At 60.9% G+C, this 25,773-nt stretch carries 21 protein-coding genes and 3 pseudogenes; 13 read left to right on the top strand and 11 right to left on the bottom strand.

All coding sequences use genetic code 11. From position 1 onward, the window contains the following. The coding region (locus tag CD928_RS04505; RefSeq protein WP_095385535.1) for an integrase catalytic subunit at positions 1-113 on the top strand (113 nt) is incomplete at its 5' end. 50 nt (positions 114-163) lie between these two features. Here the strand turns inward: CD928_RS04505 and CD928_RS04500 are convergent. From CD928_RS04500 to CD928_RS04490, 3 genes are all read right to left on the bottom strand, one after another. After that, positions 164-934 carry an NUDIX domain-containing protein gene (locus CD928_RS04500; RefSeq protein ID WP_054590306.1) on the bottom strand — a complete coding sequence of 257 codons (771 nt, stop codon included), beginning with the start codon at positions 932-934 and terminating at the stop codon, positions 164-166. A 64-nt stretch (positions 935-998) separates the two neighbouring features. Then, positions 999-2,588, bottom strand: coding sequence for an AarF/ABC1/UbiB kinase family protein (locus tag CD928_RS04495; protein WP_039575416.1), 1,590 nt, complete (start codon positions 2,586-2,588; stop codon positions 999-1,001). Between the two features lie 5 nt (positions 2,589-2,593). Continuing rightward, a complete protein-coding gene (locus CD928_RS04490; RefSeq protein ID WP_095385532.1) occupies positions 2,594-3,082 on the bottom strand; it encodes a MarR family winged helix-turn-helix transcriptional regulator in 489 nt (162 codons plus the stop codon). A gap of 131 nt (positions 3,083-3,213) precedes the next feature. On the opposite strand from CD928_RS04490, the gene CD928_RS04485 reads away from it, so the two are divergent. The 7 genes from CD928_RS04485 (at position 3,214) to CD928_RS04455 (ending at position 11,116) form a co-directional block, all read left to right on the top strand. Further along, complete coding sequence (locus CD928_RS04485) at positions 3,214-4,341, top strand: HlyD family secretion protein (protein ID WP_054590305.1); 1,128 nt, start codon at positions 3,214-3,216, stop codon at positions 4,339-4,341. Then, positions 4,338-5,909, top strand: coding sequence for an MDR family MFS transporter (locus CD928_RS04480; protein WP_095385529.1), 1,572 nt, complete (start codon positions 4,338-4,340; stop codon positions 5,907-5,909). Before CD928_RS04485 ends, CD928_RS04480 begins: the two co-directional genes overlap by 4 nt. A 7-nt stretch (positions 5,910-5,916) precedes the next feature. Further along, on the top strand, positions 5,917-7,380 hold the full coding sequence (locus CD928_RS04475) for an efflux transporter outer membrane subunit (RefSeq protein WP_039575413.1): 1,464 nt from the start codon (positions 5,917-5,919) through the stop codon (positions 7,378-7,380). Between the two features lie 355 nt (positions 7,381-7,735). Next, positions 7,736-8,836, top strand: coding sequence for an ABC transporter permease (locus tag CD928_RS04470; RefSeq protein ID WP_095385526.1), 1,101 nt, complete (start codon positions 7,736-7,738; stop codon positions 8,834-8,836). Then, the gene (locus tag CD928_RS04465) at positions 8,833-9,600 is read left to right on the top strand and encodes an ABC transporter ATP-binding protein (RefSeq protein ID WP_039575408.1); all 768 of its coding nucleotides are present in this window, start codon (positions 8,833-8,835) and stop codon (positions 9,598-9,600) included. Before CD928_RS04470 ends, CD928_RS04465 begins: the two co-directional genes overlap by 4 nt. Next, positions 9,600-10,508, top strand: coding sequence for an MlaD family protein (locus tag CD928_RS04460; protein WP_054588698.1), 909 nt, complete (start codon positions 9,600-9,602; stop codon positions 10,506-10,508). The genes CD928_RS04465 and CD928_RS04460 overlap by 1 nt, the downstream gene beginning before the upstream one ends. After that, on the top strand, positions 10,505-11,116 hold the full coding sequence (locus CD928_RS04455; RefSeq protein ID WP_081997347.1) for an ABC-type transport auxiliary lipoprotein family protein: 612 nt from the start codon (positions 10,505-10,507) through the stop codon (positions 11,114-11,116). Before CD928_RS04460 ends, CD928_RS04455 begins: the two co-directional genes overlap by 4 nt. Positions 11,117-11,134: 18 nt before the next feature. Here CD928_RS04455 and CD928_RS04450 read toward each other — a convergent pair. The 8 genes and pseudogenes from CD928_RS04450 to CD928_RS04415 all read right to left on the bottom strand — a co-directional run. Continuing rightward, positions 11,135-11,419, bottom strand: a pseudogene (locus CD928_RS04450) (integrase core domain-containing protein); the annotation flags it as partial. Then, positions 11,420-12,849, bottom strand: a pseudogene (locus CD928_RS04445) (IS66 family transposase). It abuts the pseudogene before it with no gap. A gap of 31 nt (positions 12,850-12,880) precedes the next feature. Further along, on the bottom strand, positions 12,881-13,237 hold the full coding sequence (tnpB, locus tag CD928_RS04440; protein WP_039575394.1) for an IS66 family insertion sequence element accessory protein TnpB: 357 nt from the start codon (positions 13,235-13,237) through the stop codon (positions 12,881-12,883). After that, entirely contained in the window at positions 13,234-13,677 is a 444-nt protein-coding gene (locus CD928_RS04435) for a transposase (protein ID WP_052208271.1), read from the bottom strand. The genes tnpB and CD928_RS04435 overlap by 4 nt, the downstream gene beginning before the upstream one ends. An 86-nt stretch (positions 13,678-13,763) precedes the next feature. Beyond that, positions 13,764-14,450: pseudogene (locus tag CD928_RS04430) on the bottom strand (DDE-type integrase/transposase/recombinase); the annotation flags it as partial. A 98-nt stretch (positions 14,451-14,548) separates the two neighbouring features. Further along, positions 14,549-15,226, bottom strand: a complete 678-nt coding sequence (locus CD928_RS04425) for a TetR/AcrR family transcriptional regulator (protein WP_039575391.1) — start codon at positions 15,224-15,226, stop codon at positions 14,549-14,551. A gap of 171 nt (positions 15,227-15,397) precedes the next feature. Continuing rightward, a complete protein-coding gene (locus CD928_RS04420; RefSeq protein WP_137865749.1) occupies positions 15,398-17,011 on the bottom strand; it encodes a long-chain fatty acid--CoA ligase in 1,614 nt (537 codons plus the stop codon). Positions 17,012-17,225: 214 nt separating this feature from the next. Beyond that, complete coding sequence (locus CD928_RS04415) at positions 17,226-18,239, bottom strand: serine hydrolase (RefSeq protein ID WP_052208266.1); 1,014 nt, start codon at positions 18,237-18,239, stop codon at positions 17,226-17,228. A gap of 133 nt (positions 18,240-18,372) precedes the next feature. Here CD928_RS04415 and CD928_RS04410 point away from each other — a divergent pair, with 133 nt between their 5' ends. From CD928_RS04410 to CD928_RS04390, 5 genes are all read left to right on the top strand, one after another. Continuing rightward, the gene (locus tag CD928_RS04410; protein WP_052208263.1) at positions 18,373-19,113 is read left to right on the top strand and encodes a GntR family transcriptional regulator; all 741 of its coding nucleotides are present in this window, start codon (positions 18,373-18,375) and stop codon (positions 19,111-19,113) included. After that, a complete protein-coding gene (locus tag CD928_RS04405; protein ID WP_095385523.1) occupies positions 19,110-20,414 on the top strand; it encodes a hypothetical protein in 1,305 nt (434 codons plus the stop codon). Before CD928_RS04410 ends, CD928_RS04405 begins: the two co-directional genes overlap by 4 nt. Positions 20,415-20,691: 277 nt before the next feature. Then, on the top strand, positions 20,692-22,758 hold the full coding sequence (locus tag CD928_RS04400) for a TonB-dependent receptor (protein WP_176473446.1): 2,067 nt from the start codon (positions 20,692-20,694) through the stop codon (positions 22,756-22,758). A 55-nt stretch (positions 22,759-22,813) separates the two neighbouring features. Further along, positions 22,814-24,361 carry a carboxylesterase/lipase family protein gene (locus CD928_RS04395; protein ID WP_082665267.1) on the top strand — a complete coding sequence of 516 codons (1,548 nt, stop codon included), beginning with the start codon at positions 22,814-22,816 and terminating at the stop codon, positions 24,359-24,361. A 61-nt stretch (positions 24,362-24,422) separates the two neighbouring features. Then, entirely contained in the window at positions 24,423-25,655 is a 1,233-nt protein-coding gene (locus CD928_RS04390) for a serine hydrolase (protein WP_136173728.1), read from the top strand. The last annotated feature ends 118 nt before the right edge of the window (positions 25,656-25,773 follow it).

Below are 25,773 nucleotides of genomic sequence, written 5' to 3'. Positions count from 1 at the left end.
CGCTGGGATATCGACCACCGGCGCCGGAGGCCGTTCCATCGCCAGTGTCGCCCGCCGGTTCCGCTTCGCTCCACCTGCGGCCAACACTGGCGATGGACGCGTCAATGCACTAACAATCCCAGCGGACCACTCGGTGGGGGCCGGTCACTTGCTTGCTTCTATCTCAGCTGATAACTTCGAAGGCTGTGCCGTATCCCACGTCGGCGGGGATAGTGAGGATGTTCTTGCCGTCTCGCTGGATGACTTCTGGAAGGACCGGCACGATTTCGCGAGCCTTGGCCCGCGCGACGCAATCGTCTGCGCTCGCAGCTTCGGCTAGCAGTTGCAGGTTCAATCGCGTGGGAAAGATGATCGTTCGTTCACCGCTGACACCCAGTTTCAGGGCTTTGCTTGGCGAAAGCCATTCCGCATCAACGGTTTCATATCCATCACATGCTGCGATCTGGCGCTCTGGGGCGCGAACGACGAAGAAATGAGTGTCGAAGCGCTTTTGCATAAAGCTGGGCGTGATCCACCGCGCGAACTCGCTCAGGCGATCAAGGCGCAGTTGCACATCGGCCTCGCGCACAATGTCGAAAAATTCGCGCTCGCCTCGCTCGACGGCTTTGCGGCTTTCAAGATCGCAAATATCCTCGAACTCGCTACCGTCGCGATGATCGGCCAGCAGGATGCCTGCTTCCTCAAAGGCTTCACGAATCGCGGCAATCCGAAGGGTGCGCTGCGTAGGATCTAGCGTTTTCCAGCCCCTGCAATAATCGGCCCATTCAGGCGCTTCATCGGCAGCAGAAGGCTTTCCACCGGGAAAGACCAGCGCGCCGGATGCAAAATCGATCTGGTGATGCCGCTTGACCATCAGCACCTGGAACTCCGGCTCGTCGCGAAGCAACAGCATGGTGGCTGCGGGGACCGGATCGACTGGCTTCTGCAGTGTCATCATAAACTCCAGTTCTCAGTTGGCCTGATATTGGACGCTGGCCCGTTCAAGCTGAGCAACGATCTTATCGCCATTTGCGCAGAAGAACCAACCCGGCAAGAGCCACTGCAACACTTGCAAGCACCCAGGATTGATTCGCAAGCAGCGCCGCGGAGACGATAAGTGCGGCCGCCACAGGACCTTTGACAGGCTGGCTCGCGCGGCGAATGGCTGCGAGCTTCTCAAAACTTGCCGGATCAATCTGGACAGGCACATGCCCGGACTTGGCTATAGCGGCGGCGTTATCGAGAAGGTCAGGCATGATCGCCGCTAGGGCGAGGAGTTGTCGGCGAACTTTTTTTAAATTGGCGCGATTCCTGCCAAGGGAGAATCTTTCTGCGAACAGCTCCAACATGATGGGGCGTGTTTCCTCCCCGATATTATAGTCAGGCGCAAAGGAACGCGCAAACCCTTCCGCCGTGAGCAATGTTCGAAGAAGGATCGCCAGATCAGGCGGAAGTGCGAGCTGATAGTCTCGCAGGAGATCGAACACGCGGCTGAAAATATGCGAGAACTCAATCCCCGAAAGGACCGTTCCCCTGAACTCACCGATCAGCTGGTCCAAATTCTGGGTGAGCCCATCACGGTCAACTTTCGGATCTCCAGCCCATTCGAGCAACACGTTCGCGACGTCTGCTGTGTCTTCGTCGGCTATAGCCATGACAAGTCGTACCAGTTCCTCGCGCCTCGCCTTTGTGAGAGTGCCGACCGATCCGAAGTCGATAAAGCCCACATCCTGTTCCCCGATAAGGAAAACATTGCCTGGATGCGGATCGCCATGAAATTCGCCATTCAGAATGATCATGCGCAGGACTGCATTCGCATATTGTCTCGCGAACGCCGCCACGCGTGGGTCGGTCGATTCGGCCTCGATCGCAGACGCGGGCGTTCCATACAGCCGCTCCTGGACGTTGACCCGTATCCCCGTCAGTTCCCAATGAATTGTTGGAGTCTTGATCCCAAGCGTATCAAGATAGCCACCGATACGCTCGCATGCACGAGCTTCTGCTGCCAGATCCATTTCCCAGGCAAGATTTCTGCCAAAGGTTCGCAGGAACTCTACGGGGCGATAGCGGGCGATTTCAGGGGATCGATCCTCGGCAACGGCGGCGAGGCGCGTCAGGAGCCGCACATCGGCCTCCATTCGCGCAGCAGTGCCCGGACGCCGCACCTTTATGATAACGTCGGCGCCGTCGAGCAGCGAAGCAGAGTAGGTCTGCGCTACCGAAGCCGAAGCCAGTGGTTGTTCATCGAATTGGGTGAATTCCCCTCGCCAGTCAGCTCCCCAGCTTGCGGCAAGGATGGGCTCGATTTCTTCGAATGGCACCGGAGAAACCTGATCGTGGAGCGTCGCGAAGGCAGCAATCCAGGACCTGGAAAACAGATCGCTGCGCGTCGCCAGCAGCTGTCCAAGCTTTATTCCGACCGGACCAATGTCGCGCAGGAGTGCGACGACCGCCGCCGGCCGCAATTCACCTGGATCGATTGACTTGGCCGGATGCGGAATGACTCCGAGAGCGCCCGCCAGGCTTTTGGCGCCGTGCCGGACAAGAATCTGTCCTATCTCGGCGGCGCGTGCGATGTCTCCTATCGGTTTATCTCGGAACCCAGGCATATGTCCTATTCCGCATCGGTCCGGCTCTGATCGAGATTCGACGCAATCCGCACAAGAATGTCCAGCAACGTCCGTTTTTCGTCGCGCGTGGCGTTCCGCCATAGGACCCTATGCAGCCCGTCCGCGGATTCTCTCAGTTGGGGCAACAACCTGTCGAGCTCGCGGGTCAGGATGAGCTGCCATGCCCGGCCGTCCGTTTTGGCTCGTCGCCTTTCCATCAATCCTTTCCCACAAAGGCCAGCGACGGCTTGACCGATCGTGGCGGATTCCAACTCTAGTCGCTTGGCAATTCCGGCCTGCGTCAACGATGGTTCGCGGAGAAGTTGTCCGATGATGCGCCACTGCGTCTGATTGAGGCCAATCTTGGCAATCCGTGCGTCATAAGCGCGCCTCGCCCCCCGACTAATCTCGTCCATCAAATATAGCATACGGTCGTCGTCGGTGAGGGCGCCTTCGCGAAGCCGTGGCGGCATTGTGTCGAGATTTGCGTTCATACCGCTGCCTAGTCCGTTTCGTGGGAATGCCAAAACGCAAATTACTAAACGATTTTACTAACCGGATGGAACGGTCTACGCCACGCCATGAAGCGACTTAGCACATGTCCAAAATCCTTCGAAAGAGGCAGATGACCGACGAACCAAATGAGCGGGAACAGGATCGCGCGCCCGCATCCAGCCTGAAATCGCAACCCAAATTTCGCCTCATCCTCATCATAGCCATCACTGCTGCGCTGATTGCAGGTGGTTGGTGGTATTACAGGCATGTCACCTATGGGCAGTACATGCAGTCGACCGACAACGCCTATGTCGCGGCCGACAGCGTTGTGGTTTCATCAAAAGTGGCCGGATACGTGGACGCGGTGCTCGTCTCTGAGAACGGGCGGGTCAGTCCCGGCGAGGCGCTCGTGCAACTGGATGTGCGAGATTATAGAGCCCAGGCGCAACAGGCGCGTGCGCAAATTGCGGCGACGCTGGCCGGCGCCGACACAATCCGCTCGCAAGTAACCGAACAGGACTCAGCGATTCGGCAGGCGCGGGCCCAACTCGCCGCCAAGCGCGCGGCGCTCGACCTCGCCAATGAGCAGGTAGCGAGGTATCGCCCCCTTGCCGCGACCGGTGCGGAGCCGCGAGAAAAGCTTCAACAATATGAGACACAGGCGCAGCAAGCGCACGCCGACTTTGTTGCTGCCCAGGCAGCAGTCTCTGCTGCCAACGGTCGGAGGGCCACCTTGTTCAAACAGATCGACCAGACCGAAGCCCAAGCTGACGCGGCCCGCGCGCAGCTGGAAGCGGCCGACCTAGATGTCACATCGACTCTGCTGCGAGCCAGCAAGGGAGGTCGCGTTGGCGATCTAACAGTAAGGGTCGGCCAATTCGTTCAGCCCGGTCAGCGATTGATGACGGTGGTTCCGGTAAACGAAATCTACGTCATCGCTAATTTCAAGGAGACGCAGGTCGGCCTTTTGCGGGCGGGGCAACCGGTCAGGCTCGAGGTCGATGCTCTTCCCGACTTTGAGATTGCTGGACGCGTTGAGAGCATCTCGCCCGGAACCGGAGCAGAATTTTCGATCCTGCCGCCCGAAAACGCCACAGGGAATTTCACCAAGATTGTTCAGCGGATAACGGTTCGTATCGCGATAATAGCCTCGCCCAAAGTGCGTCGTCTGCTCGTCCCGGGCATGTCGGTTGTGGCAGTTGTCGACACGCGAAACGCTGCCGGAGAGCTGAAAGAGATCTCGAGTACCGACAAATGACCGCCGAGTTGGCATCGAACAGCGCCTCTGGTACTCCGACTGCAGAAAGGCGGAATGCCGATATCACCGCGTGGATAGCGGTCGCAGCGGGTGCACTTGGCGCCATGCTCGCAACACTCGATATCTCTATCGTCAATTCCGCGCTTCCGGTGATCCAGGGCGAAATCGGAGCCAGCGGCACCGAGGGCACTTGGATTGCCACCGCATTTCTCGTTGCCGAAATTGTGGTAATTCCGCTTAGCGCCTGGCTTGAACGCCTTTTTGGACTGCGAAACCTGCTCATCATTGCGGTTTCCGCGTTCACCGGCTTCTCAATTCTTTGCGGTATGGCGACCGACCTCACGACCATGATCATCGGTCGCACGGGTCAGGGTTTCATGGGTGGTGCGCTGATACCAACTGCGATGACCATCGTGGCGAAAAGATTGCCGCCCCATCAACAGCCGATCGGCATGGCGCTGTTCGGCATGACAGTGATTCTGGGTCCGGTCATGGGGCCGCTGATCGGTGGCTGGCTGACCGAAAATTTGAGCTGGCACTATGCCTTCTTTGTCAATGTTCCAATCTGCGCCGTACTGCTGCTGCTGCTATTCGTCGGGCTTCCTCACGAAGAGCCGAAGTGGGAGTATCTGACCGATGCTGATTGGGCGGGCATTGCCGGCCTGATTCTGGGGTTGGGCGCTTTGACTGTGTTGCTTGAGGAGGGGCATCGCGAGGAATGGTTTGAATCCGCTCTTATTCGCTGGCTGGCACTCATTGCCGTTATCGGTTTCGCTTCACTCATATACGGGCAGCTGAACGCGTCGAAGCCCGTCCTGAAACTCCGCCTCCTTCTCAATCGCCAATTCGGAAGCGTTGCGGTGATGGCTCTCGCCCTGGGAATGGTCATGTATGGTTCGACCTACGTCATTCCCCAATTTCTTGCGATCATATCCGATTATAACGCTTTTCAAACCGGGCTCGTTATATTTTGGATGGGTATTCCGGCTTTTGTGCTTATGCCGATCCTGCCCTTCATGATCCGCAGACTCCACATTCGCATTGCCGTCGGTGTCGGAATGCTTCTGATGGCGGCCAGCTGTTTCGTCAGCATAAGCCTCACCGCGGAATCTGGGGGCGCCGTATTCATCGAAAGCCAGCTTATTCGGGGTGTTGGCATGATTCTGGCCATGATGTTCCTGAACCAGGCTACCGTAGCCTCGGTGGCAAAGACAGATGCTGGCGATGCCTCCGGTATTTTTAACGCCGCTCGAAATCTCGGAGGATCTTTCGCTTTGGCCGGACTGGCTTCGTTTCAGGACCAGCGGATCTGGCACCATAGCCGGCGCATGGAAGAGACGCTGAATGCCAACAGTGCTTCACTCCAGATTTATCTTGATGAACTCGCGAAAAGCTTCGGCGGGATGGAGGGTGCCATGTCGATGCTAGGCCGGACCATCCAGCGGGACGCGTTCGTAATGACCTACAATGATGTATTCTTGGTGATGGGCGTCCTGACCTTGATGACCGTTCCTTTGGTCATCTTTTTGAAGCCGCTTCCCAAGAATGTTTCCCTTTCGATGCACTGAGCCTGACATGATAAGAAAATCTGTAATATCGCTTCTCGCCTCGTTTCTGCTGGCCGGTTGTGTTGCGGGCCCAGACTACGCCGGGCCTCCAGAAGTATTCTCGGCGAACCGAAATGACGGCTTTGTCCGTGCCGGCGGTAACATCATCGATACCGAGCCCGAGCTGGCAGAGTGGTGGCTCCTTTTGAACGATCCGGAATTGACCAGGCTTATCGAGGCTGCGTTATCGGACAATCCTTCGCTTCAGGCTGCGCAAGCGCGGATTGCGCAGGCGCGGGCATCCGTGAGACAGGAGAAGGCCGGAAGATTTCCGACGCTTGGAACCCAGGCGACGGCTATTCAGGGCCGCTTGCCGGGCCTTGATATTCAGAACAGTGCCCCGCCTTCGGCGAGCGCGCCTGTTAGTCCGCAGGGACAGGCGGATGATAGCCTCAGTGTCTACAATCTCGGGCTCAACGCTAACTGGGAGCTGGATTTCGCAGGAGGAACGCAGCGACGGATCGAGGCCGGCAACGCTCAGGCCGCGGCAGCGGTTGCCAATGTGGAGGATGCCAAGGTCCAGCTGACCGCCGAAGTTGCCAATGCCTATGTCAACCTGCGCGAGGCCCAGTTTCGAGCCAAAGCGTACCGAACCGAGTGCGAGTTGCAGCAGCAAACCCTCTCGCTAACCTATCAACGGTATCAGCAAGGCGTGTTGCCCCTGTTCCCTCTCGGCAATGCAAATGCCGAGCTCGAGCTGCTCAAGTCTCAGCTCGCCGAGGCCGAAGCTGACACGGCGGTATTGCTCGATGCGCTTGCCATTCTAGCTGGACAGATCCCAGGGACAACGGACGAAGCGCTGAAACAGATCTTCGATGTTCCCCTCCCGCCGGAACAGGTCGCCGTGGGCGACCCCTCCAACCTTGTCGCACGTCGGCCCGACATCCGCGCGGCCGAACGCAGCCTGGCGGCAGCAACGGCTCGGATCGGTGTTGCGGAGGCTGCACGATTTCCGAAGCTGTCATTCATGGGAATCTTGGGACTTGGCGGAACGTCGCCAGACGATCTCTTTGATGTGAGCAATCCGTCAATTCTCGCCATTCCACAGTTGCAGTGGAACTTCCTCGATTTCGGAAGGGTCGATGCCTCGGTCGATCAGGCGAGCGCCGTCCGTGCCGAGGCAGTTGCCAACTATCGAAAGACGGTGCTTTCTGCACTTCAGGACGCCGAGCGCGCGTTGTCGCGCTTTAGCCAGCAGCGCTCTGCCCTGGTGGCGTTCGCGCAGATCAAGTCCCAGGCAGATGGCGCAGCCGATCTTGATCGACAACGATTTGCCGGCGGAGTGATCTCGCGCGCCGACCTAAATCGCACGCTTCGCAAACAGCAGCAGGCGGCAACCGACCTCGTCCGGGGAAAGGCGGCGCTCACGCTGTCATGGATCGCCCTGCAAAAATCACTCGGCCTGGGATGGCAAGTGCAAGCAAAGATTTAATGTCACCTACGAGTGTCGTTAATATGAACTCTAAGGTGCGATATCGGTTCAGAAAGAATCTCATAGGGATTTCAACTGACAATTTTATCTAACCTTAGCAAGAGTATCCTGTGCTTATTCAAACGATCTGTCGGCCGATTTGTGCGCAGCATACTCCTTGCAAGCGACCTGATATAACGCTACGGTGACGTTTACATAATGTCATTGAGGCAAGGCGCGATGTGTGGATCGGCATGGTTAAATGTGTGGGGTCAGTGGTCCCGCTTGCTGGCATGATCCGCTCGATGACGGGTTATGGGAGAGGGAGTTGCCACGGGCGATCCGCTCTCCCGACACCGGTTGGAGACTTGCTGCGATGAATGCGCGCACAGCACCGAACATCTTCGTTCGCGAAGGAGATGGCATTTCAACGTTGGTCGTTGAAGGTGACTGGACAACGATGTCGATCGCAGGCCTTTCCGGGCATGTTCTGAGTCCCTCGAACCTCTCCTTCTCAAGCGACTTCGGAAACCTGGGAAGGATAGACAGCGCAGGCGCGCTCGCCATCCTGACTCTCGCACCCAATGCGGCATTTACCGCAGACCTGCCCGCCAATCTTGCTGATCTGTTCGCGCTGGTGGGCTCGGCCATGGCCGACCGCGATGTCCCGCCAATCAAAACTCCCCCATTTCACGTGCGTCTTGGCCAAAAAGTTTATCGAGCTGTCCAGGAAATCGGCGCAAGCGCTCGATTTCTCGGCCAACTTGAGGTGGCGCTCATGAAATCTCTTGCACATCCCAAAAGGATGCGATTGATCGCACTGGCGTCGTCAATTCAGAAGGCCGGCTTCGATGCGCTGCCACTCATAGCGATCATGACATTCTTTATCGGCGCAGTGGTGGCTCTCATAGGAAGCGATCTGCTCAAGACATTGGGTGCATCGGAACTGGTCGTCGAACTGGTTGGCATATCCGTCCTCCGCGAGTTCGGCGTCCTCATTCCCGCGATACTACTTGCCGGTCGGTCCGCTTCCACTTTCGCGGCCCAGATCGGCGCAATGCGAATGAATCAAGAGACGCAGGCAATGAAGGTGATGGGCATCGACCTGTTCGACGCGCTGGTTGTGCCACGCGTATTGGCATTGCTTGTAATTATGCCCCTCCTGGCGATTGTTGCCATGCTGGCTGGTTTGGCCGGCGGGCTTGTCGTCAGCTGGGGCATACTCGACGTGAGCCCGACATATTTCGCCGAACGACTCTCAGCTGCGGTCGATATCCGACACTTCTGGGTTGGAATGGCAAAAGTACCGGTGCTGGCCATTGTGATTGCGCTTGCCGGATGTCGCCACGGCCTTTCGGTACGCGGAGATGTTGAGGATCTGGGCGGGCGGGTGACCGTCGCCGTTGTCCAAGCGCTATTCGCAATCATCCTTCTGGATGCCGCCTTTGCAATTCTCTTCAACGTGCTCGAAATATGATTTGCGATCCGGACATCGTTATTCGGGTGGAGAATCTTAAAACCCGATTTGGCGATCACATTATCCACCAGGATTTGAACCTAGAAGTCCATCGTGGCGAGATTCTTGGTGTCGTCGGAGGGTCCGGTAGTGGAAAATCCGTCCTGATGAACACCATTTTGGGCCTGATTGCGCCTAGCCATGGGACAATCGAAATCTTTCAGAAAAAAATTGGGAGTCGCTTTGATCGTACGGAAATTGATCACCGAATTGGCGTCATGTTTCAAAATGGCGCGCTTTTTTCTTCTCTTAGTGTGCAAGAAAATGTCGAGGCTCCTCTCATCGAACATACCCGTCTTAGAGAGCCGTGGCTCGAGGCCGTGGCTCTGATGAAAATCGGCCTTGTCGGACTCGATGCCGAGGTGGGCCGGCAAATGCCCGCTGAACTTTCAGGCGGAATGCGAAAACGTGTAAGCGTAGCGAGGGCCTTGGCGCTCGATCCAGAATTGCTGTTCCTTGACGAACCCACTTCGGGCCTCGACCCGATCGCCGCCGCCGAATTTGACCAGCTGATACGGACGCTGAGCGACACGCTGGGGCTTACTGTCGTGATGGTGACCCATGATCTCGACAGCCTGTATTCCATCAGCGACCGCGTGGCCGTGGTTGCGGATCAGAAAATTGTCGAGGTTTCGCCAATCGCGGAACTTGAGAGGTCTGACCATCCTTGGATCAGGGCGTTTTTGGGAGGGCGGGCGGAGCGCGCCAAGGAAAGGAACCGTTAATGGAACGCGACGCGAACTACGGTCTGATTGGGGGCCTGACGCTGGCTCTGCTAGCGGCGGCTTTCGGCTTCATCCTCTGGCTCGGTCAATCCCAATTCGCCCGTAATTTCGACGAGTATCGGATCATTTTCGATGGTCCCGTCCGCGGTCTTAGCGAGGGAGGCGAGGTGCAGTTCAACGGAATTCCGGTGGGAGAAATCACGCGTATTAGTCTTGATCCCAGAAATCCAAACAGGGTGCTTGCAGGGGTGCGCCTGCGCGAGGATACGCCTGTGCGCGTCGATTCTACCGCCGCGACGGAGTCGCAAGGCATAACCGGCGGAAGCTACATCCAGATCAGTGCGGGGACGCCCTCTAAGCCGTTGTTGAAGGAGGTTTCCAAGGAAACGCTCCCAGTGATTAAGGCGGAAAAAAGTTCGCTACAATCCCTGATGGATGGAGGTGGCGCATTGTTGGCGGACGCTTCGCAGGCCCTGGAAAGGGTCAACCGGACCTTGTCCGACGAGAATATCGAAAATGTTTCGGCTGCTATTGCGGATGTAAGAGCTACCACGGCGGAATTGCGATCTAGTCGCGGAATGTTCAGCAAGGCTGAACAAGCGTTTGCACGCCTGGACCGGGCGGCGGCCGATATCGAGGCCGCGGCCGCATCGGCGCGCACGGCGATCGATGGCGACGGTCGCAAGACGTTTGCCGATGTCTCGGCAGCTGCTCGAGATCTTCGAGAGGGGATCGCCGAGGCGAGGGTGGTCATTCACAGGCTTGATGACGCCGCGAGTGGATTGGCGGCGCCCGACGGCTCCGGGATTGCTGCAACTTTGAAATCGCTCGATAGCGCGGCGCAGGAAATCGAGCAGCTCGCCGGCCAGCTACGACGGACCCCTCGTGAAAGGAAGCTCCCCCAATGAAAACGATCTCTGCAAGAATGTTTTTGCTGACGGGCGCGCTAATTTGCCTTTCTGGTTGCGGGAATATTCTGGGAACTGGCGGCAAATCGACGTTGTACCGGATCAGCAGCACGCCCGTACCGGAGCGTGAAATTGCACGACAGTGGATTCCGGTGTATATTACGCGACCGACGCTTCCGCCTGGGGCCGATGGAGACAGGATCCTCACGATCGAGAATCGCGAAGTCACGTATCTGGCCAAAGCACGGTGGATGAGGCCTGCGCCCGAGATGATCCGCGAGGCTATTGCCGGAAGCGTAGCGCGCAAAATCGATCACGCATATATCCCTGTCCAGAGCGTGGCTTCCGATCATTACGTCCTATCCGCACGGCTTTCTTCTTTTGCAGCCTATTACGAGCAGGGGCCCGACGCGGCCCCGATCATTCGCATCGCCGCGCAAGTGGAACTAAGCCGATCCAAAGAATCGGAACCACTGGCAGTCACGCGCATCGTCCTTGATAGGACAGCAAGCGCAAACAGCGTTTCGAGTATCGTCGAAGCCTTTGATCGCGCGAGCCTTGAAATGGCCGACAAAATCGCGAGTTGGACGGCTGCGGTGATCAATTAGCGGGTAGCCAATGGAAACTTAGGTGTTTAGTCCCAGCATGTGATGGTGTGGCTCCATATTGAAGATATCCGGCTTGGATTTCCAGAGTTCTTCGATGGCCTCATAGGGTGTCTTGAAGCGCAGTGCCTTCAACTGCTTGGCAAAGTTGTAAGCGACCAACCAGTCGCGGACATGGCGGCGCAGCTCGTTGATCGACGTGTAATGGAAAGATTTGACGGTGGCCTCCTTGATGGTGCGCACCATCCTTTCGGCCTGACCGTTGGTCCATGGGTGATAGGGTTTGGTGAGGCGTAACCGGTGTTTTCAGGCTACGACGGTCCATGGCATGAGATCACCGACGCTGTTGGCGGGATAACCGTTGGCGAGGCTGGTGAGGGTTTCGGTCAGCCATTGGTGGGGGTTGATGGTGCTGAGCTTGCAACATTCGATGAGCGTGGCGATCACCGCCCAGTTGTCGCCGCCCTCGTCGGAACCGGCAAACAGGGCATTTTTGCGATTGCGAGCCAGCGGCCTGATCGATCGTTCGACGGTATTGGAGTCGAGGTCGATGCGACCGTCATCGATGAAGCGTGAGAGGCCGTCCCAGCGGGTGAGTGCGTAGCGGATCGCTTCGCCGAGCTTGCTCTTGGCGCTGACCTGGCGGCCACGGGCGGCAAGATATTGGTGAAGATCGTCGATGATGACGCGGCTGCGTCCGGCCCGAGCGGCACGACGCTGCTCGGCCGAGAGGCCGCGCACATCGTCCTCGAAGGCGTAAAGCAAGGCGATGCGGCGCAGCACCTCGGTAGCGACCGGGGATGTATCAGCCAGTTCGTAGAATTTGCGACGCACATGCGCCCAGCAGAAAGCGAGCCTGATCTGCTGGCGCCGCCGGGGGAGCGCGGCGTAGCCGCCATAGCCATCGACCTGTAGGATGCCCGCAAAATCACCAAGATGGAACTGGGGACGCTCGGCCTTGCGATCTGGCGCATAGACATAGGCGACGATCGGCGGATCGCAGCCGCCCCATGGTCGGTCGTCGCGGGCATAGGCCCAGAGCTGGCCGGTCTTGGTCCGCCCGCGTCCGGGATCGAGCACCGGGGCGGTCGTCTCGTCGGCGAACAGCCGCTCGGATCGTCGTAGCTCGTCGAGAATGTGGTCACGCAAGGGGCGCAGATAGGCAGGTGATCGGCATACTTGGATACCAGCACCTGGGCGATCAGTGCCTCGGTGGGAGTACCGCCCTCGATGATCCGCGCTGGCGCCGGAGCCTGCACGATCGCGCTCTCGCACGAACGGCAGCCATAACGCGGCCGCCGGGTGACCACGACGCGGAAGGTGGTCGGCACCACATCGAGGCGCTCGGCGACATCCTCGCCGACCTGGTGGAGGGCGCCGCCGCAGCAGGGGCAAGCATTGCTCTCGACGTCAACGATCTGTTCGATCCGCTCGAGATGCGCGGGCAGCGAACCGCGGTTGGTCTTGCGCACAGGATCACTGCGAGGCCGTCCGGCCTTCGCTTCGCTGGCGGCCTCGGCTTCCGCGAGCGCCGTCTCGGCATCCTCAAGGCCCAGCTGCAACTGATCCTGATCGAGCTGCTCGGAACGGCGGCCGAACCGATGACGCCGAAAAGCCTCGATGATCGCCCTCAGGCGTTCGGCTTCCGCGTCGGCACTCTCGAGCTTGCGGGCCTGTTCGAGGACGAGCGCGCGTAACGCGTCAACATCGTCCGGCAGGTCCGCTTCCATGAGCATGGGAGCAGTGAATCAGTCTGGGAACGCCCCGTCAACAGGCAATCTGCGGGGCCTGCGGGCGGCGCCCGCCATGCACCCGGCGCCAATCCAGACCCTCCAGAAGCGCGCCGAGTTGCGCTGAGGTCACACGCATCACGCCGTCCTGGATGCCCGGCCACCGGAAGCCGCCGGACTCCAGCTTCTTGGCCATCAGGCACAGGCCAGTGCCGTCCCACCAGACCAGCTTGATCCGGTCAGCACGCTTTGCCCGGAACACGTAGATCACGCCTGAATATGGGTCGCCGCCATACTCGGCGCCGACCAGCGCGGCCAGGGCGTCAGGTCCCTTGCGAAAATCCACCGGACGCGTCGCCACCATCACGCGCGCGCCAGCGCCAGGTCCGATCATCGCGTTGCCTTGAGTGCTTCAATCACCGCTGCGATCACAGCCGCATCGGCCCCGCGTCCGATCTTCACCGCCACGCCGTCAATCTCCAGCTCGACAGCACTGACTGTGGGACGCCGACGGCGACGGCCGCGCCTGGCGACAGGGGCTGGATCACCCGAAGGGAGCGGTTCGATCACCGCCGGCACGAACGCAGGCGTCGCTGGAAGCGTCAGCCCTTGGTCCTCCAGCTTCTTGCGCAGATCCCGGCGCCAAGCGAATAGTTGCGACGGAGCAAGCCCATGACGGCGCGCCACCGCGCAGGCCGTCTCCTGACCCGAATAGCTCTCCGCGACGATCGACGCCTTTACCTCAGGCGACCACTCCCGACGCTGGCCCGCACCTGTGAAAACCTCAAAACGCCGAACCACGCTGGTGCCAGCATCATCACATGTCATCATCATAGCATCAGCATCCTCCAGCCTGATCGGGCTAGCGAAAATCGACGCCACGCTTCACTCCCGCAAGGTGGCAGGGAAACACCGGTTACGGTGAGGCGATGCTCGATGCCGTTCTGCTCGCAGACACGGCCGAAGATATGGCCGATCCATCCCAGTGTGCCGCCCTGGTCACGCTGCACGAACTGCACGCCGTTGTCGGTCAGGATGGTGTGGATCCTGTAGGGAACCGTCTTGATCAGCACGCGCAGGAAGGCTGCCGCGGCGAGCTTGGTCGCCCGTCGATAGATGCGGGCGAACACCAGCTTCGAGGTGCGGTCCACCGCGACATAGAGGAATCCTTTGCCGCCTTCGTAGCGCAGTTCGGCGATATCGATGTGGAAATAGCCGATCTCGTACTTCTTGAACTTCTTCGGCTTCTCGCGATCCGCCTTCGGCAATCGGCTGATCCCGTGCCGCTGCAGGCAGCGGTGAAGCGACGAGCGCGTCAGGTTCGGGATCACGTCCTTCAACGCGATGAAGACGTCATCGAGCGGCAGCCGGGCCTGCACCCTGAGCGCCACGATCGCGGCTTCTTCCATCGGCGACAGCACGGTGCTGCGCCGTTCCTTCGGCCCCACCGGCATGTCCTCGACCGACGGCCGGCTGCGCCACTTGATCACCGTCTTCTCGTTGATCCCGTACCGCTTCGCGAGCTGCGCGACCGGAGCTTGCGATCGCTGTAGCTCCGCTCGAACGGCGTGCGTGGTCTTGGCGCTGCCGTGTAGAAGCTGGCCCATAATCCCTCCCGCTGTGACGATGACAAGCTTACACCATCACATGCTGGGACTAAACACCTAGTCGTGACAACTGCCCAGCCCGAGATGAAGCGGGAATGTTATGGATGGCTCCCCTTCTGGGAGGGGCGGCAGCCGTACACAAATAGATCCACAGCTTGCCTCATTCGGGCTGAAGAGGTTTCATTGTGACTGGTCACTCCCACTCCAAGAGCGGCCCGACGAAAAGGTGACAAAATGACGCTGGATATAAACTGCTCCGCAGCAAAATTCGCGTCTGACACCCTGATTTCTCCCCTCTCCTCGGCTTTGCGCAAAACCTCTGCCACCAATCTCGTCGTGCGTCCTACGCCGAATTCGTAAAGGTTTCGCGCTAAAGCGGGAAAACGTGCAGCCTCAGCCATTACAACGCGTTCCAACGCGACATGAATGTCGGTAAGCATCCAGGATAGCAGTTCATCGGACAGCTCTTCAAGCTCGGGCCGAACGTCGCCATGTTCGGGAACGTGCTGTTCGAGGAAGGAGAGCCGATCCTCGATTTCCCTGAGTATTACCGCCTCGAAAAGCAGCTTTTTGCTCCCGTAACGGGCGTACAAAGTGCGCTTGGAGATGCCTGCTTTTGCAGCAATCCGTTCCGCCGTTGAACGACCGAATCCGTCGGCAAAGAAGACATCGCGGGCGACACGGAGAATTTTCCTCGAAAGTGCTTGCGAGGCTTGTCGAGTAGGCCTCCCTGTTCGTCCGGAAGCTTGTTCTTTGGTTTTTTGGGTCGACGTCATGCCTCATCTTGGCCATACCTTGTCCGCGCTGCAAGCGTAGAGCGCTTTGCATTGTATAGCCCGCCCCCGCGAGATTGCCCGGGCTTATGCAAGACCCACGAGGCCCGCTGAACTTTGCCTGCCTGAAAGGATCGCTGCCGTTCGCAGGGAATGGACGCAGTGTGATCTCATCTAGGCGAGTTGGTTACGATACGCTTCGCGTAAGGCCTTTTTGTCGATCTTTCCCGTTGCAGTGAGCGGTACTGTCGCGAACAGGATGTCGTCCGGCAGCCACCAACGAACAACCTTCGTCTCCAGATGCGCGCGAATTGCGTCGGCTGTGACGGCTTGACCTTCATGCGTTTCAATCACGAGAAGGGGTCGCTCTTCCCATTTTGGATGATATACGCCAACGACCGCGGCGACCCGGACGCCGGGGTACCCAACCGCCGCATTCTCGATATCAATCGAGCTGATCCATTCGCCCCCGGACTTGATCACGTCTTTCGCGCGGTCGGTCAGCCGGAGAAAGCCGAAGCGATCGATCGTACCTATGTCCCCGGTGTCGAACCAGCCATCGCTCCCGGCGCCCTCAAAATCGGGGAAATAGCGATCGACGACCCACGGTCCGCGGACCTGGAGCGCACCCGCCTGCTCACCGTCCCAGGGGAGCGGCGTGCCATCGCCGTCGATAATGCGCAGTTCGATGCCAAATTGCATGCGACCCTGCTTCGTCAGCAGGAGATCGTTCGCGAAATCCTCGCCTTCGGCCATCAGGAGCGGGGAGGGCGTCGAAATCACGCCGAGAGGATTGGTTTCGGTCATGCCCCAGAGCTGGAGCACAGTGACACCATATTTGGCGCGGAATGTCTCGGCCATCGCCCGCGGGACGGCCGAGCCGCCAATCACGAGGCGCTTGAGATTGCCGACCCCCGTCCCCGTGGTGTCGAGATGAGCGAGGTACATGGTCCAGATCGTGGGCACACCGCCCGAAAAGGTGACGCCCTCTTCGTTGATCAGATCGGCGAGACTGGCACCGTCCATCCTGTCGCAAGGAAGCACTAGCTTGCAGCCGTTAATCGCTGCCGTGAACGGAAGTCCCCATGCCGTCGCATGATACATGGACGAGCAGGGCATGATGACATCAAAAGCGCTGAACCCGAAGGCACTGCTCAGACCGGCCGCCATCCCGTGGAGAACGATTGATCGGTGGCTGTATAGGACGCCCTTGGGGTCGCCCGTCGTCCCCGAAGTGTAGCAAAGAAATGCGGCTGCCTTTTCATCGAAGCTCGGCCAGGTGAGGGCCCCGTCCTGGCGTGCCAGCAACGCTTCATAGTTCAACGCGTCAGCAACATCTGGCGCGGTCGCTCCGCGATCCGCGAGAAGGACATAACGCTCGATACCTGGAAGGAGAGGGCGCAGCCGTGCGACGAGCTCGGCTAGATTGGGCTCGAAGAAGAGAATGCGGCTGCCTGCATGAGCGATAGTAAAGGCGATTTGCTCGTCGCTGAGACGCGGGTTGGCAGTGTGCAATACAGCGCCCATGCCCGGCGCCGCATAGAAGAGTTCGAGGTGGCGGTGCGTGTTCCAGGCGAGCGACGAGACGCGGTCGCCCGTTGCAATCCCGAGGACACCAAGGGCCTGCGCAGCCTGACGCGCACGCTGATCGCAGCGGTGCCAGTCATACCGCCAAACCGGCTCATCGACAGCCTTCGAGACGATCTCCCTCTCGCCGTGCGCGCGCGCGGCATATTCCAATATTCCGCTGATCAGCAGCGGCGCGTCCTGCATCAATCCCCGTAACATGCTGCATCCTTCTTCGCCCCACTGCGGCGTCGCGTGCAAGGTTCCGCCCCTCGGGTATGATTGCCGCGCGGGCTGTCAATAACCGTCATCATTTTGGTCCAGCGGCAAACTCCACGTGCCGCGTTTCCATTCGGCCAGCAATTCTCAATGATCATATTGCAGCGGCACGGCCTAGGTTCGATCGGCCCCGACATGTTTTCGGCCGCGTTTCAAATTAGTCACTCGCCGCTTTCAGCAACAGTGACAGGAACCGCCAATCGGACCAATCGCCTTTTTCCCCCGCCGCCAAAGCCGCCAGATCGAGTTTCGCCTGCCTAACGATTGTAAGCCGAAGCGACGGAATGATATAGAGGCGTTGATCGCCCGCGCCGGCGGCGACGACCATATCCGCCGGGAGTTCGTTGGCATGACTGGTGATATCGGTGGACCGGGTAACAATATCGACAGCCGGCGTGCTACGGGGCAACCACCAGGTGAGACCGTAGGCCGGATTGGCCTGGCTACCCTTGAACAGCTCGGCGAACGCCAGTTCATCGACAAGCGGCTTGCCGTCGAGCTTCCCACCGCCGCGGACGAACTCGCCGATCTTCGCCCACTCGGACGCTGCCAGCACGAGGCCCTGCGGCATGAGCGGTGCGCCATCGGGGCCGCTGCGCCAACTGCCTATGGTAACCCCAAGCGGAGTGAGAATGCGCCGCTCCACATAATGGCGAGCGTTGCCGTCTTGGCCCTTGGCAACGAGCTTGCGCCGCATGATCTCTCCAAAGATTTGCATCGGGGCGGGACCATATTGGAATTTGCTGCCCGGCGCCGCCGTGAGCGGTGCCTTCACCGAGTCCAGATACCCTTGGGCCCTGCCGACGGTCGATGCCTGGCCGCCCGTCATCGACAGCAATTGCCGAAGCGTGATCTGTTCCTTTTTGGGGTCGCCCCTCCATTCAGCGAGTGTCTCCGATGCCCGCTCGTCGAGGGTTAGAAGTCCATCCTGTGCGCCCGCCGCCGCCATCAGCCCGACAAGGCTCTTGGTGCCCGACCAGAGTTCCTGCGGCGTCGCGATGTCTGCCGATCGGCAGCGCACTTTGCCATCTTCAAGTATCAGCAGCGCAACGCCGGAATTAGCCTCAGAATAGGCGATCGCTTCGGCACAGCCGGGAAGAGGGGCGGGTTCGCCTGCCGCGGCTGGCTGTGCCGCAACCGCGGCTGCGAAAAAGAGGATGGTGCGCTTCAAGATCCGACTCCGATTTTCCGATGCTTGTCATTCTCCATATTATCGATAATAAATTCATTCGCAATCATCGATTGCTCGTGTGCGCTGCCCGATTAGGATGGCGCCGCGAGCAGGGAAAGCCGAACGGAGAGACATGGCCGCGACGAAGACCGACGACGACAGCGCGCCGACGCAGGACCGCGTGATCGCGCGCCTTTTGACCGACGACATCGTCGAATGGCGGATTCCGCCCGGATCGTGGCTGCGCGAGCGCGAAATCGCCGCGCGCTTCGGAGTGAGCCATGCGCCGGTGCGCGAGGCGTTCCGGCATCTCGCGCGGATCGGGCTTGTCAAGGTCGTGCCGTGGCGCGGCACCTATGTGATCGATATCGACGAGCATGCTGCGAACGAGGTCTATGAACTGTGGAAATCGCTGTTCGGCGTCGTTTGTCGCCTTGCGGCCGCCGAAATGACCGACCGCGACGGGCGCGAACTGATGCACCGGCTTGTCGAATATAAGGATGTCACCCAGCGCACCGACAATACGTTCGAGCATATCAAGGTCTCGAACCGCATCGGTCGCTTTATCGCCAAACGCAGCAATGCGCCGCTCGCGCTCGAGCTCCTCGATCGGGTCGCGCTGCTCGCGCGCTGGCAGCACAATGTCTATACTGACAGCTATATCGAGACGCATGGCAACGAGGCGGCGAAGCGATCGGCCATCCTCTACGACGCGCTTTGCCGCCATATCGTCGCGCGCGATGGCGATGCCGCCGATGCGGTGGCGCGCGATCTGATCGGGGTTACTCAGAATAGTTTTGGGCGCGCACTCGAGGAATATAAGGCCCGCCACGCAAAGCCTAAGCCCAGCCGCCGCCGCGCAAAAGTGACATGAGCCGTCTCCCGACCGACCGCCGCACCTTGCTTAAGGCGGGCCTCGCGGCGCCGATCGCATTGCAGGTTGACTCCGCTGCCGCTGTATCCCTGGATTTGACCATGTTCGGCCCCGGACGCCTCTTCGCCGACGTCCAAAGCTATGCCGAGGCCGGCAACAAGCAGTCGGGCGGCGCGGGCGATCGCTGGACCGCCGACTGGACAGCGAAGCGGCTGTTCAGTGCCGGATTCGAAGTGGATCGCCAGACGTTTGACGTGCCTTGGTTCGAGGCGTCGCATTGCGAACTTACGCTCGGCGACCACACGATACCGCTCGTCGCACAGCCGCTCGCCGTCGAAACCGGCGAGGCCGGTCTCGCTGCGCCGCTGCGCCTCGCAGAAATCCCTGAACGCCTCGACGGCGCGATCGCCGTCGTGCGCCTGCCTTTCCGCCGCTGGTCGAGCCTCGTAGATCGTGCAGTGCGCGAGCCGCTCGCCGATGCGCTTGCGCGCGGTGCGAACGGGGTCATTCTCATTACGACTGGGCCGACGGGCGAGGCCTTGCTCCTCAATGTCCCGGCCGGTCATCCTGTATCGGACAAGCCACTTGCCTTGCTCGCGCCGCGACTCGCCGCCCCGGTGATTGAAGCCGCGCGCCACGGTGCCGCGGCGAAATTAGCGCTTCGCGGGCGCGGTGGGATTCGGGCAGCGCAGAATATAATCGGGCGACGCGTTCGCTCCGGTCGCCCTTGGCTCGTCGTCTCTACGCCGCGTTCAGGCTGGACCGATTGCGCCGGCGAGCGGGGGCCGGGTATCGCGATGTGGCTCGCGCTTGCCGGCTGGATGCCCCGAGCGTTTCCGCAACACAGCCTGCTCTTCCTGTGCAACAGCGGGCATGAATATGAGAATCTCGGTGCGAGCCATATCGCCGACAAGGTGGGTCCAGCCCCCGGCGAGACCGCTTTCTGGTTTCATCTCGGCGCCAATGCGGCAGCACGTGACTATCAGGAAATGCCGGGGCGCTTGCTGCCGCTGCCAAGCGCCGATCCCTATCGTTTTCTCATGACATCGCCCGAATTCGTGACGTGTGCGCGCGAGATATTCAAAGGCCAGCCGGGGTTGGAAATGGCCTATCCTTCGGCGGAAGGCACAGCGGGCGAACTCTCGGAAGTGATAAAGGCCGGCTACGTGCGTCATGCCGGCATCTTTGGCGCACACCGTCATCACCACGCTGTGACCGACGATTTATCGACGGTCACACCTGACCCCCTTGCCGCTACGGCGCGGGGCGTCCGCGACCTGCTGAGCGCCGTCGTCTCTTAGACCAGCGAACCACCTGCAAAGACATTGCGCTTTCCGGCTTGACTTGCCGACGGTTTTGCACAAAATTATCGATAATAATTGCGATAACAAGATGGGGAGAGTGACCATGGGACGCAGAGCGAACCTTCTTTTCTGCACGGCCGCGATTTGGGTAGCCGTCGCTCCGCCTGCTTTCGCTCAAGACGCACCGTCCGAAGCTCTTCCGGACGCGGCTGAAGCGGATGATGACGGCGCCATAGTCGTAACGGCGCGCCGCCGCGAAGAGCGGCTGGCCGATGTGCCGACCGCGGCGTCGGTCATCGATATCACGTCGCTCACCGATCGCGGCGGCGCCACGGGCAGCGGCGAACTCCTCGCCGATCAGCCAAGCGTTCGCTTCAACAATCTGAACTCGTCCGTCACGTCGGAGATCTCGATCCGCGCTTCGTCGACCGCGCGTGCCACCAATGGCGACCCGAGCGTCGGGCTCTATCGCAACGGTGCCTATATCGCCGGCGGTCCGGTGGGCGGTCGCAACTTCACGCGGCTCGACCTGCTCGACATCGGCCGCGTCGAGGTTCTGCGCGGGACGCAGGGCGCGCTGTACGGCCGCAACGCGGTCGGCGGCGCGATCAATATCATCTCGGCCGAGCCCGAATTCGATCTCTCGGGCTGGGCGAGCGCGCGCTATGGCTTCGAGAACAACAGCTTCCAGACGCAGGGCGCGATCAATGTCCCGCTCGCCGATGGCCTGGCGATCCGCATCAGCGGCGATCTCGTCGAGCAGGACAAGGGCTTCTTCTACAATCCCGACAACGACGTCTATTTCGACCAGCAGAAGGGCCACGGACTGCGCGGCCAGATCCGGCTGAAGCGCGGGCCGGTCGACGCGATCATCACGGCCGAGACCCAGCGGCTGACCACGCCGACGATCCATTACCAGATATCCATTCCCGCGGGCACGCCAGGCTTTCCCGGCGGTTATACGCAGGATCGCTTTCGCTACCCCTGGAACACCGCGCCGCGCGCCAGCCAGGACGTGGACGGCCTTCAGGCGCTCGTCCGCGTGGATCTGGGCGGTGCCGACCTGACGTCGACAACCTCCTTTCGCAAGCGCACGTCCGAATATGATCTCGACAATGACGCGATCAGCCCCGCCGAGCTGGCGCGTGCGCGCGCCGCGGGGCAGATCGGCGCTCTCACGCCGCTCGATGCCAGCACCGCGTCCTACGTCGTCGACACGACCGACAATTTTTCGCAGGATATTCATGTCAGCGGGGCGAGCGATCGCTTCACATGGCTGGTCGGCGCCGAAATGCTGTTGCTCGACAGCGATTTCTCGGTGGCGACGACGCGCACGCCGACGCTCGCCAATCCGTCGCCGGGCAATATCGCGCCCGCGCGGCTGCATTTCGAAAGCTATGCGGCCTATGGCTCGCTCGGTTTCGACATCACCGACAGCCTCAACCTGACCGGCGAACTGCGCTATACCCGCGACAGCCGGAGCATCTCGGCGCGGCTTTACGATTTGGGGACTGGCCTGCCCACCGGCGGGCCATCGCGGATCATCGACGACAGCATCAACGCCGACAATCTCTCCTACAATGCGACCCTCTCGTACAAGCTCACGTCGAACATCCTCGCCTATGGCAAGGTCGGCAGCAGCTATCGGGCCGGCGGGTTCAACACGCGCCTCTCCGATCCGCGCGCGCCGAGTCCTGTGCAGGTGCTGTTCGGCAACGAAAACAGCACGTCTTACGAAGTCGGCATCAAGGGCAGTCCGATCCGCCGCGGCTATTTCGCAATCGCGGGCTATTACACCGAGCTTGAAGACCTGATCGCGCAGGTCGACGATGGCTGCGCGCTCACCAATCCGGCGTGCCCGATCGCCGCGGTCGCCTATCTAACCAACGCAGGCGATGCGAAAAGCTGGGGTATCGAGGCCGAATATAGCCAGGGCTTCGATCTCGGCGAAGGCAATGGCCGCCTCGCCTTGAGTGGCTCGCGGCAAGAGGGCAAGGTCAAGAGCGGCCGCTATGACGGGCTGGACCTTGCGCAGGTTCCCGACTGGCTCGCCTCGGCCAACCTCAATCTGCGCTACCCGGTCACCAAGGATGTCGCGCTGACCAGCAATGTCCTGATCAGTGGTCAATGGGGCGGCAAACAGGAGCTGACAGCGACCTCGGTCGACCTCGATGATTATGTCCTCGTCAATCTTCGGGTCGGCGTCGACTTCGGCAAGATCAGCGTCAGCGCGTTCGCGAACAACGTCTTCGACAAGGTTTATTTCGTCGCGCAGGCGCCGACGATCAACCGGTACAGCCAGCCTCGCGTCGTCGGCGTCGAAGGACGCATTTCTTTCTAGGTCGCGCTCCCGTCCGCGGCCTCCAGCCGCTGGTCGGGAAGGGTAGGAGGGCGCAATGCGGCATTTGGTGATGGCAGCACTGTTCGGTGCCGCGATGCTGACCGGATCGGTGTCTGTCGCGGCGGCGGAGACGGCCCCCGCGGCGACAATCGCGCAGGGGCGCCTTGCGGGCGCGCGCACGGGGGACGTCGAGCGCTTCCTTGATATTCCTTTCGCCGCCGCACCGGTCGGCGCTCTTCGCTGGCGGGCGCCGCAGGCACCGCCGCGCTGGCGGGGCGTCCGCGATGCCGCAAAACTCGGCCCGGCTTGTCCGCAGACGGTGCGCCCCGCACTTGTCGCGGGCGGGGTAGCCGAGCATCAGTCTGAGGATTGCCTCCAGCTGAACATCTGGCGCCCGGCGGGGGCGCGAAAGCTGCCAGTGATGGTCTGGATCCATGGCGGCGCCCATGTGGTCGGTTCGGGCACCTTCCCGGTTTTCGACGGCACCGCCTTCGCGCGGCAAGGTGTGGTTTTGGTGACGATCAACTATCGGTTGGGCGCGCTCGGTTATTTCGCCCATCCCGCGCTCAGCGCGGCCAAGCCGCGCGGCGAGGCGCTCGCCAATTACGGCCTGATGGACCAATTGGCCGCCCTGCGGTGGGTGAAGAAAAATATCGCCGCATTTGGTGGCGATCCGCGCCAGATCACCTTGTTCGGCGAATCCGCCGGGGCGATCGGAGTGACGACGATCCTTGCCCAGCCCGAAGCCAAAGGCCTGTTCGCCAAGGCGATCGTTCAGTCGGGCGTTGGTCTCCTCGATCCGCGCCCGCTTGGCGAGCAAGAAGCGCTAGGCGCGGCGTTGGCAGCGCGCGCAGGTGCGCCGCCTTCAGCATCGCTCGACGCGCTTCGCGCGCTGCCCGCCGCCGCGCTCGTTGCCGCTGGCGAGGTCCGGACGCCGGGCGCGATGACCGGCCCCATCCTCGACGGCGACCTGGTACGCGAAGCGCCTTGGCGCGTCTTTGCGCGTAGCGAGCCGATCGACGTTCCGCTCCTCGTCGGCGCGAACAGCAACGAGGCGAGCGTCATCCTTGCCATGGGCGTGCCGCCATCCGCCGCGCTCGCCTATCTAGGGCGCGACCAGGCGGCGGGCCGGGCCGCCTATGGCATGGGGCTGGCCGATGATGAACTGGCGCGCCAGGTGTTGGGCGACGCCTGGTTCGTCGCCCCGGCGCGCTGGCTCGCGGCCCGGACGGCGGGAGGGGCGCCTTCGTATCTCTATCATTTCGACTATGTCGCAGCGGCGCGGCGCGACCGCGCCAAGGGCGCCGCGCACGGGTCTGAAATCCCCTATCTGTTCGGGACGCTCGACTATTTCGCGTCGGTCGCCGGCGCCGTCGGTGACGAGGATCGCCGCTTCGGCGAAGGCATCGCCGCCTGCTGGGTTGGCTTCGCCAAGACGGGCGTTCCTGGCTGCGCACTCGTTCGCGACTGGCCGCGTTACGATGCGGCAAGCGACCGTCTCGCAAAATTTGCGCCCGAGTCTGGCGTCGTCGCCGGCTTTCGCAAGGCGCAGCTCGACCATCTGCTCAATGTTCACTTCGGGAACGGCCAGCCCAGGCCCTAGCCCGTCCGGCCGCGCTAGGCCCTCCGTTTCGACGATGTGCAACGAAGCTGGGAGAGAGAAAATGGCTGGAAGAACGAAATGGATGTGGCTTGCCGCTGGTGCGGCGATGGCTGGGGCTGCGGCCTTTGCGGCGCAGGGCGGGTTCGGGGGCAACGGCGGCGGCGAGGCGCGTCCCATGGTGCAGCTTCCGCCTGCGGCGCCCGCTGCTAAAGCGTCGACGTCGGCGGCATCGGCGCCCGCGGCCGCCAGCCTTTCGGCCACCGTCGGCGGTTATACCTATGACTGGACCGCGTTACAGTCGGCAATCGACGCTGATACCGAGGTCGATAACGGCTATTTCATCGTCGGGAATGCTTCGGATCCCGACTATCTCTTCGCTTACGAGAAGGGCAGCTTTGGTATCGATCGGGTGACCCCGCTTGCGTCGGCCTCCAAATGGTTCGCCGGCGCGCTGGGGATGCGCATGGTGCAGGCTGGCATCGCGACGCTCGACGATCCGATGCGGCCGCCGCTTGCCTTCTGGACCACGATCGGAACGAAGAAGGATGTCCAACTCAAGCATGCGCTGTCGATGACGTCGGGCTTCAATGCGAGCCCGCTCGTTGGCGGCTGTCAGCTGCTTCCGGCCATGACGCTCTACAATTGCGCGAAGAGCATCCACGATTTGCGCTATGATATTTTGCGCCCGGGCAACGCGCCCGGCGCGCAATATAGCTATGGACCGCACGGCCTTCAGGTCGCCGCTGCCTATCTGGAGGCAAAGGATATAAGCATTGCGCCCGGCACGTCACCGGCACGCCAGCGCAATTTTCACGAACTGTTCGCGCAGCATGTGACGACCCCGCTCGGGATGACGAGCACGACCTGGTATGACCCTGCGGGAAGCGCTCCCACCAACCCGTGGGTCGCGGGCGGCGCCTATTCGACGCCGCGCGACTATGCGAAACTTCTGCGTGCCTTCCTTGGCGGCAGCTTTATTACCGATATGACAAGCTTCACCCAGCAACGTACCGCAGGCTTGCCGCGCGTTTTCGTGCCGGCGAGCGCGGGCAATTGGGAATATGCGCTCGGCTCCTTTGTCGAATGCGACACGCCTTCGGCCTGCGCGACGTCCAAGATCAATTCCTCACCGGGTGCCTATGGTTGGACCGGCTGGATCGATCGCGAGACCGGCTATTACGCTTTGATCGCCACCGAAATATCGAGCGGAGGCGACCGGAAAGGCGTCGAGCTCGAACAGGTCATGCAGGATCTGATCGAGGATGCGATCGCGAATCGCACCCCGGCGCCCTGACCTGACCCAGCAGTCTAGTCACGCAGCACAGGAGAACTTGATCTCCATGCGCTGCGTGGCTGGCCTGTCGGACTAGGCAAAGTCGACGGCTCAAAGGCGAGCGGCCAAACCCGCGTGT

Origin of the sequence: Sphingopyxis sp. GW247-27LB (assembly GCF_002277025.1) — a bacterium.
Lineage (GTDB): Bacteria > Pseudomonadota > Alphaproteobacteria > Sphingomonadales > Sphingomonadaceae > Sphingopyxis.
This window is presented reverse-complemented; position numbering and strand designations above follow the sequence as displayed.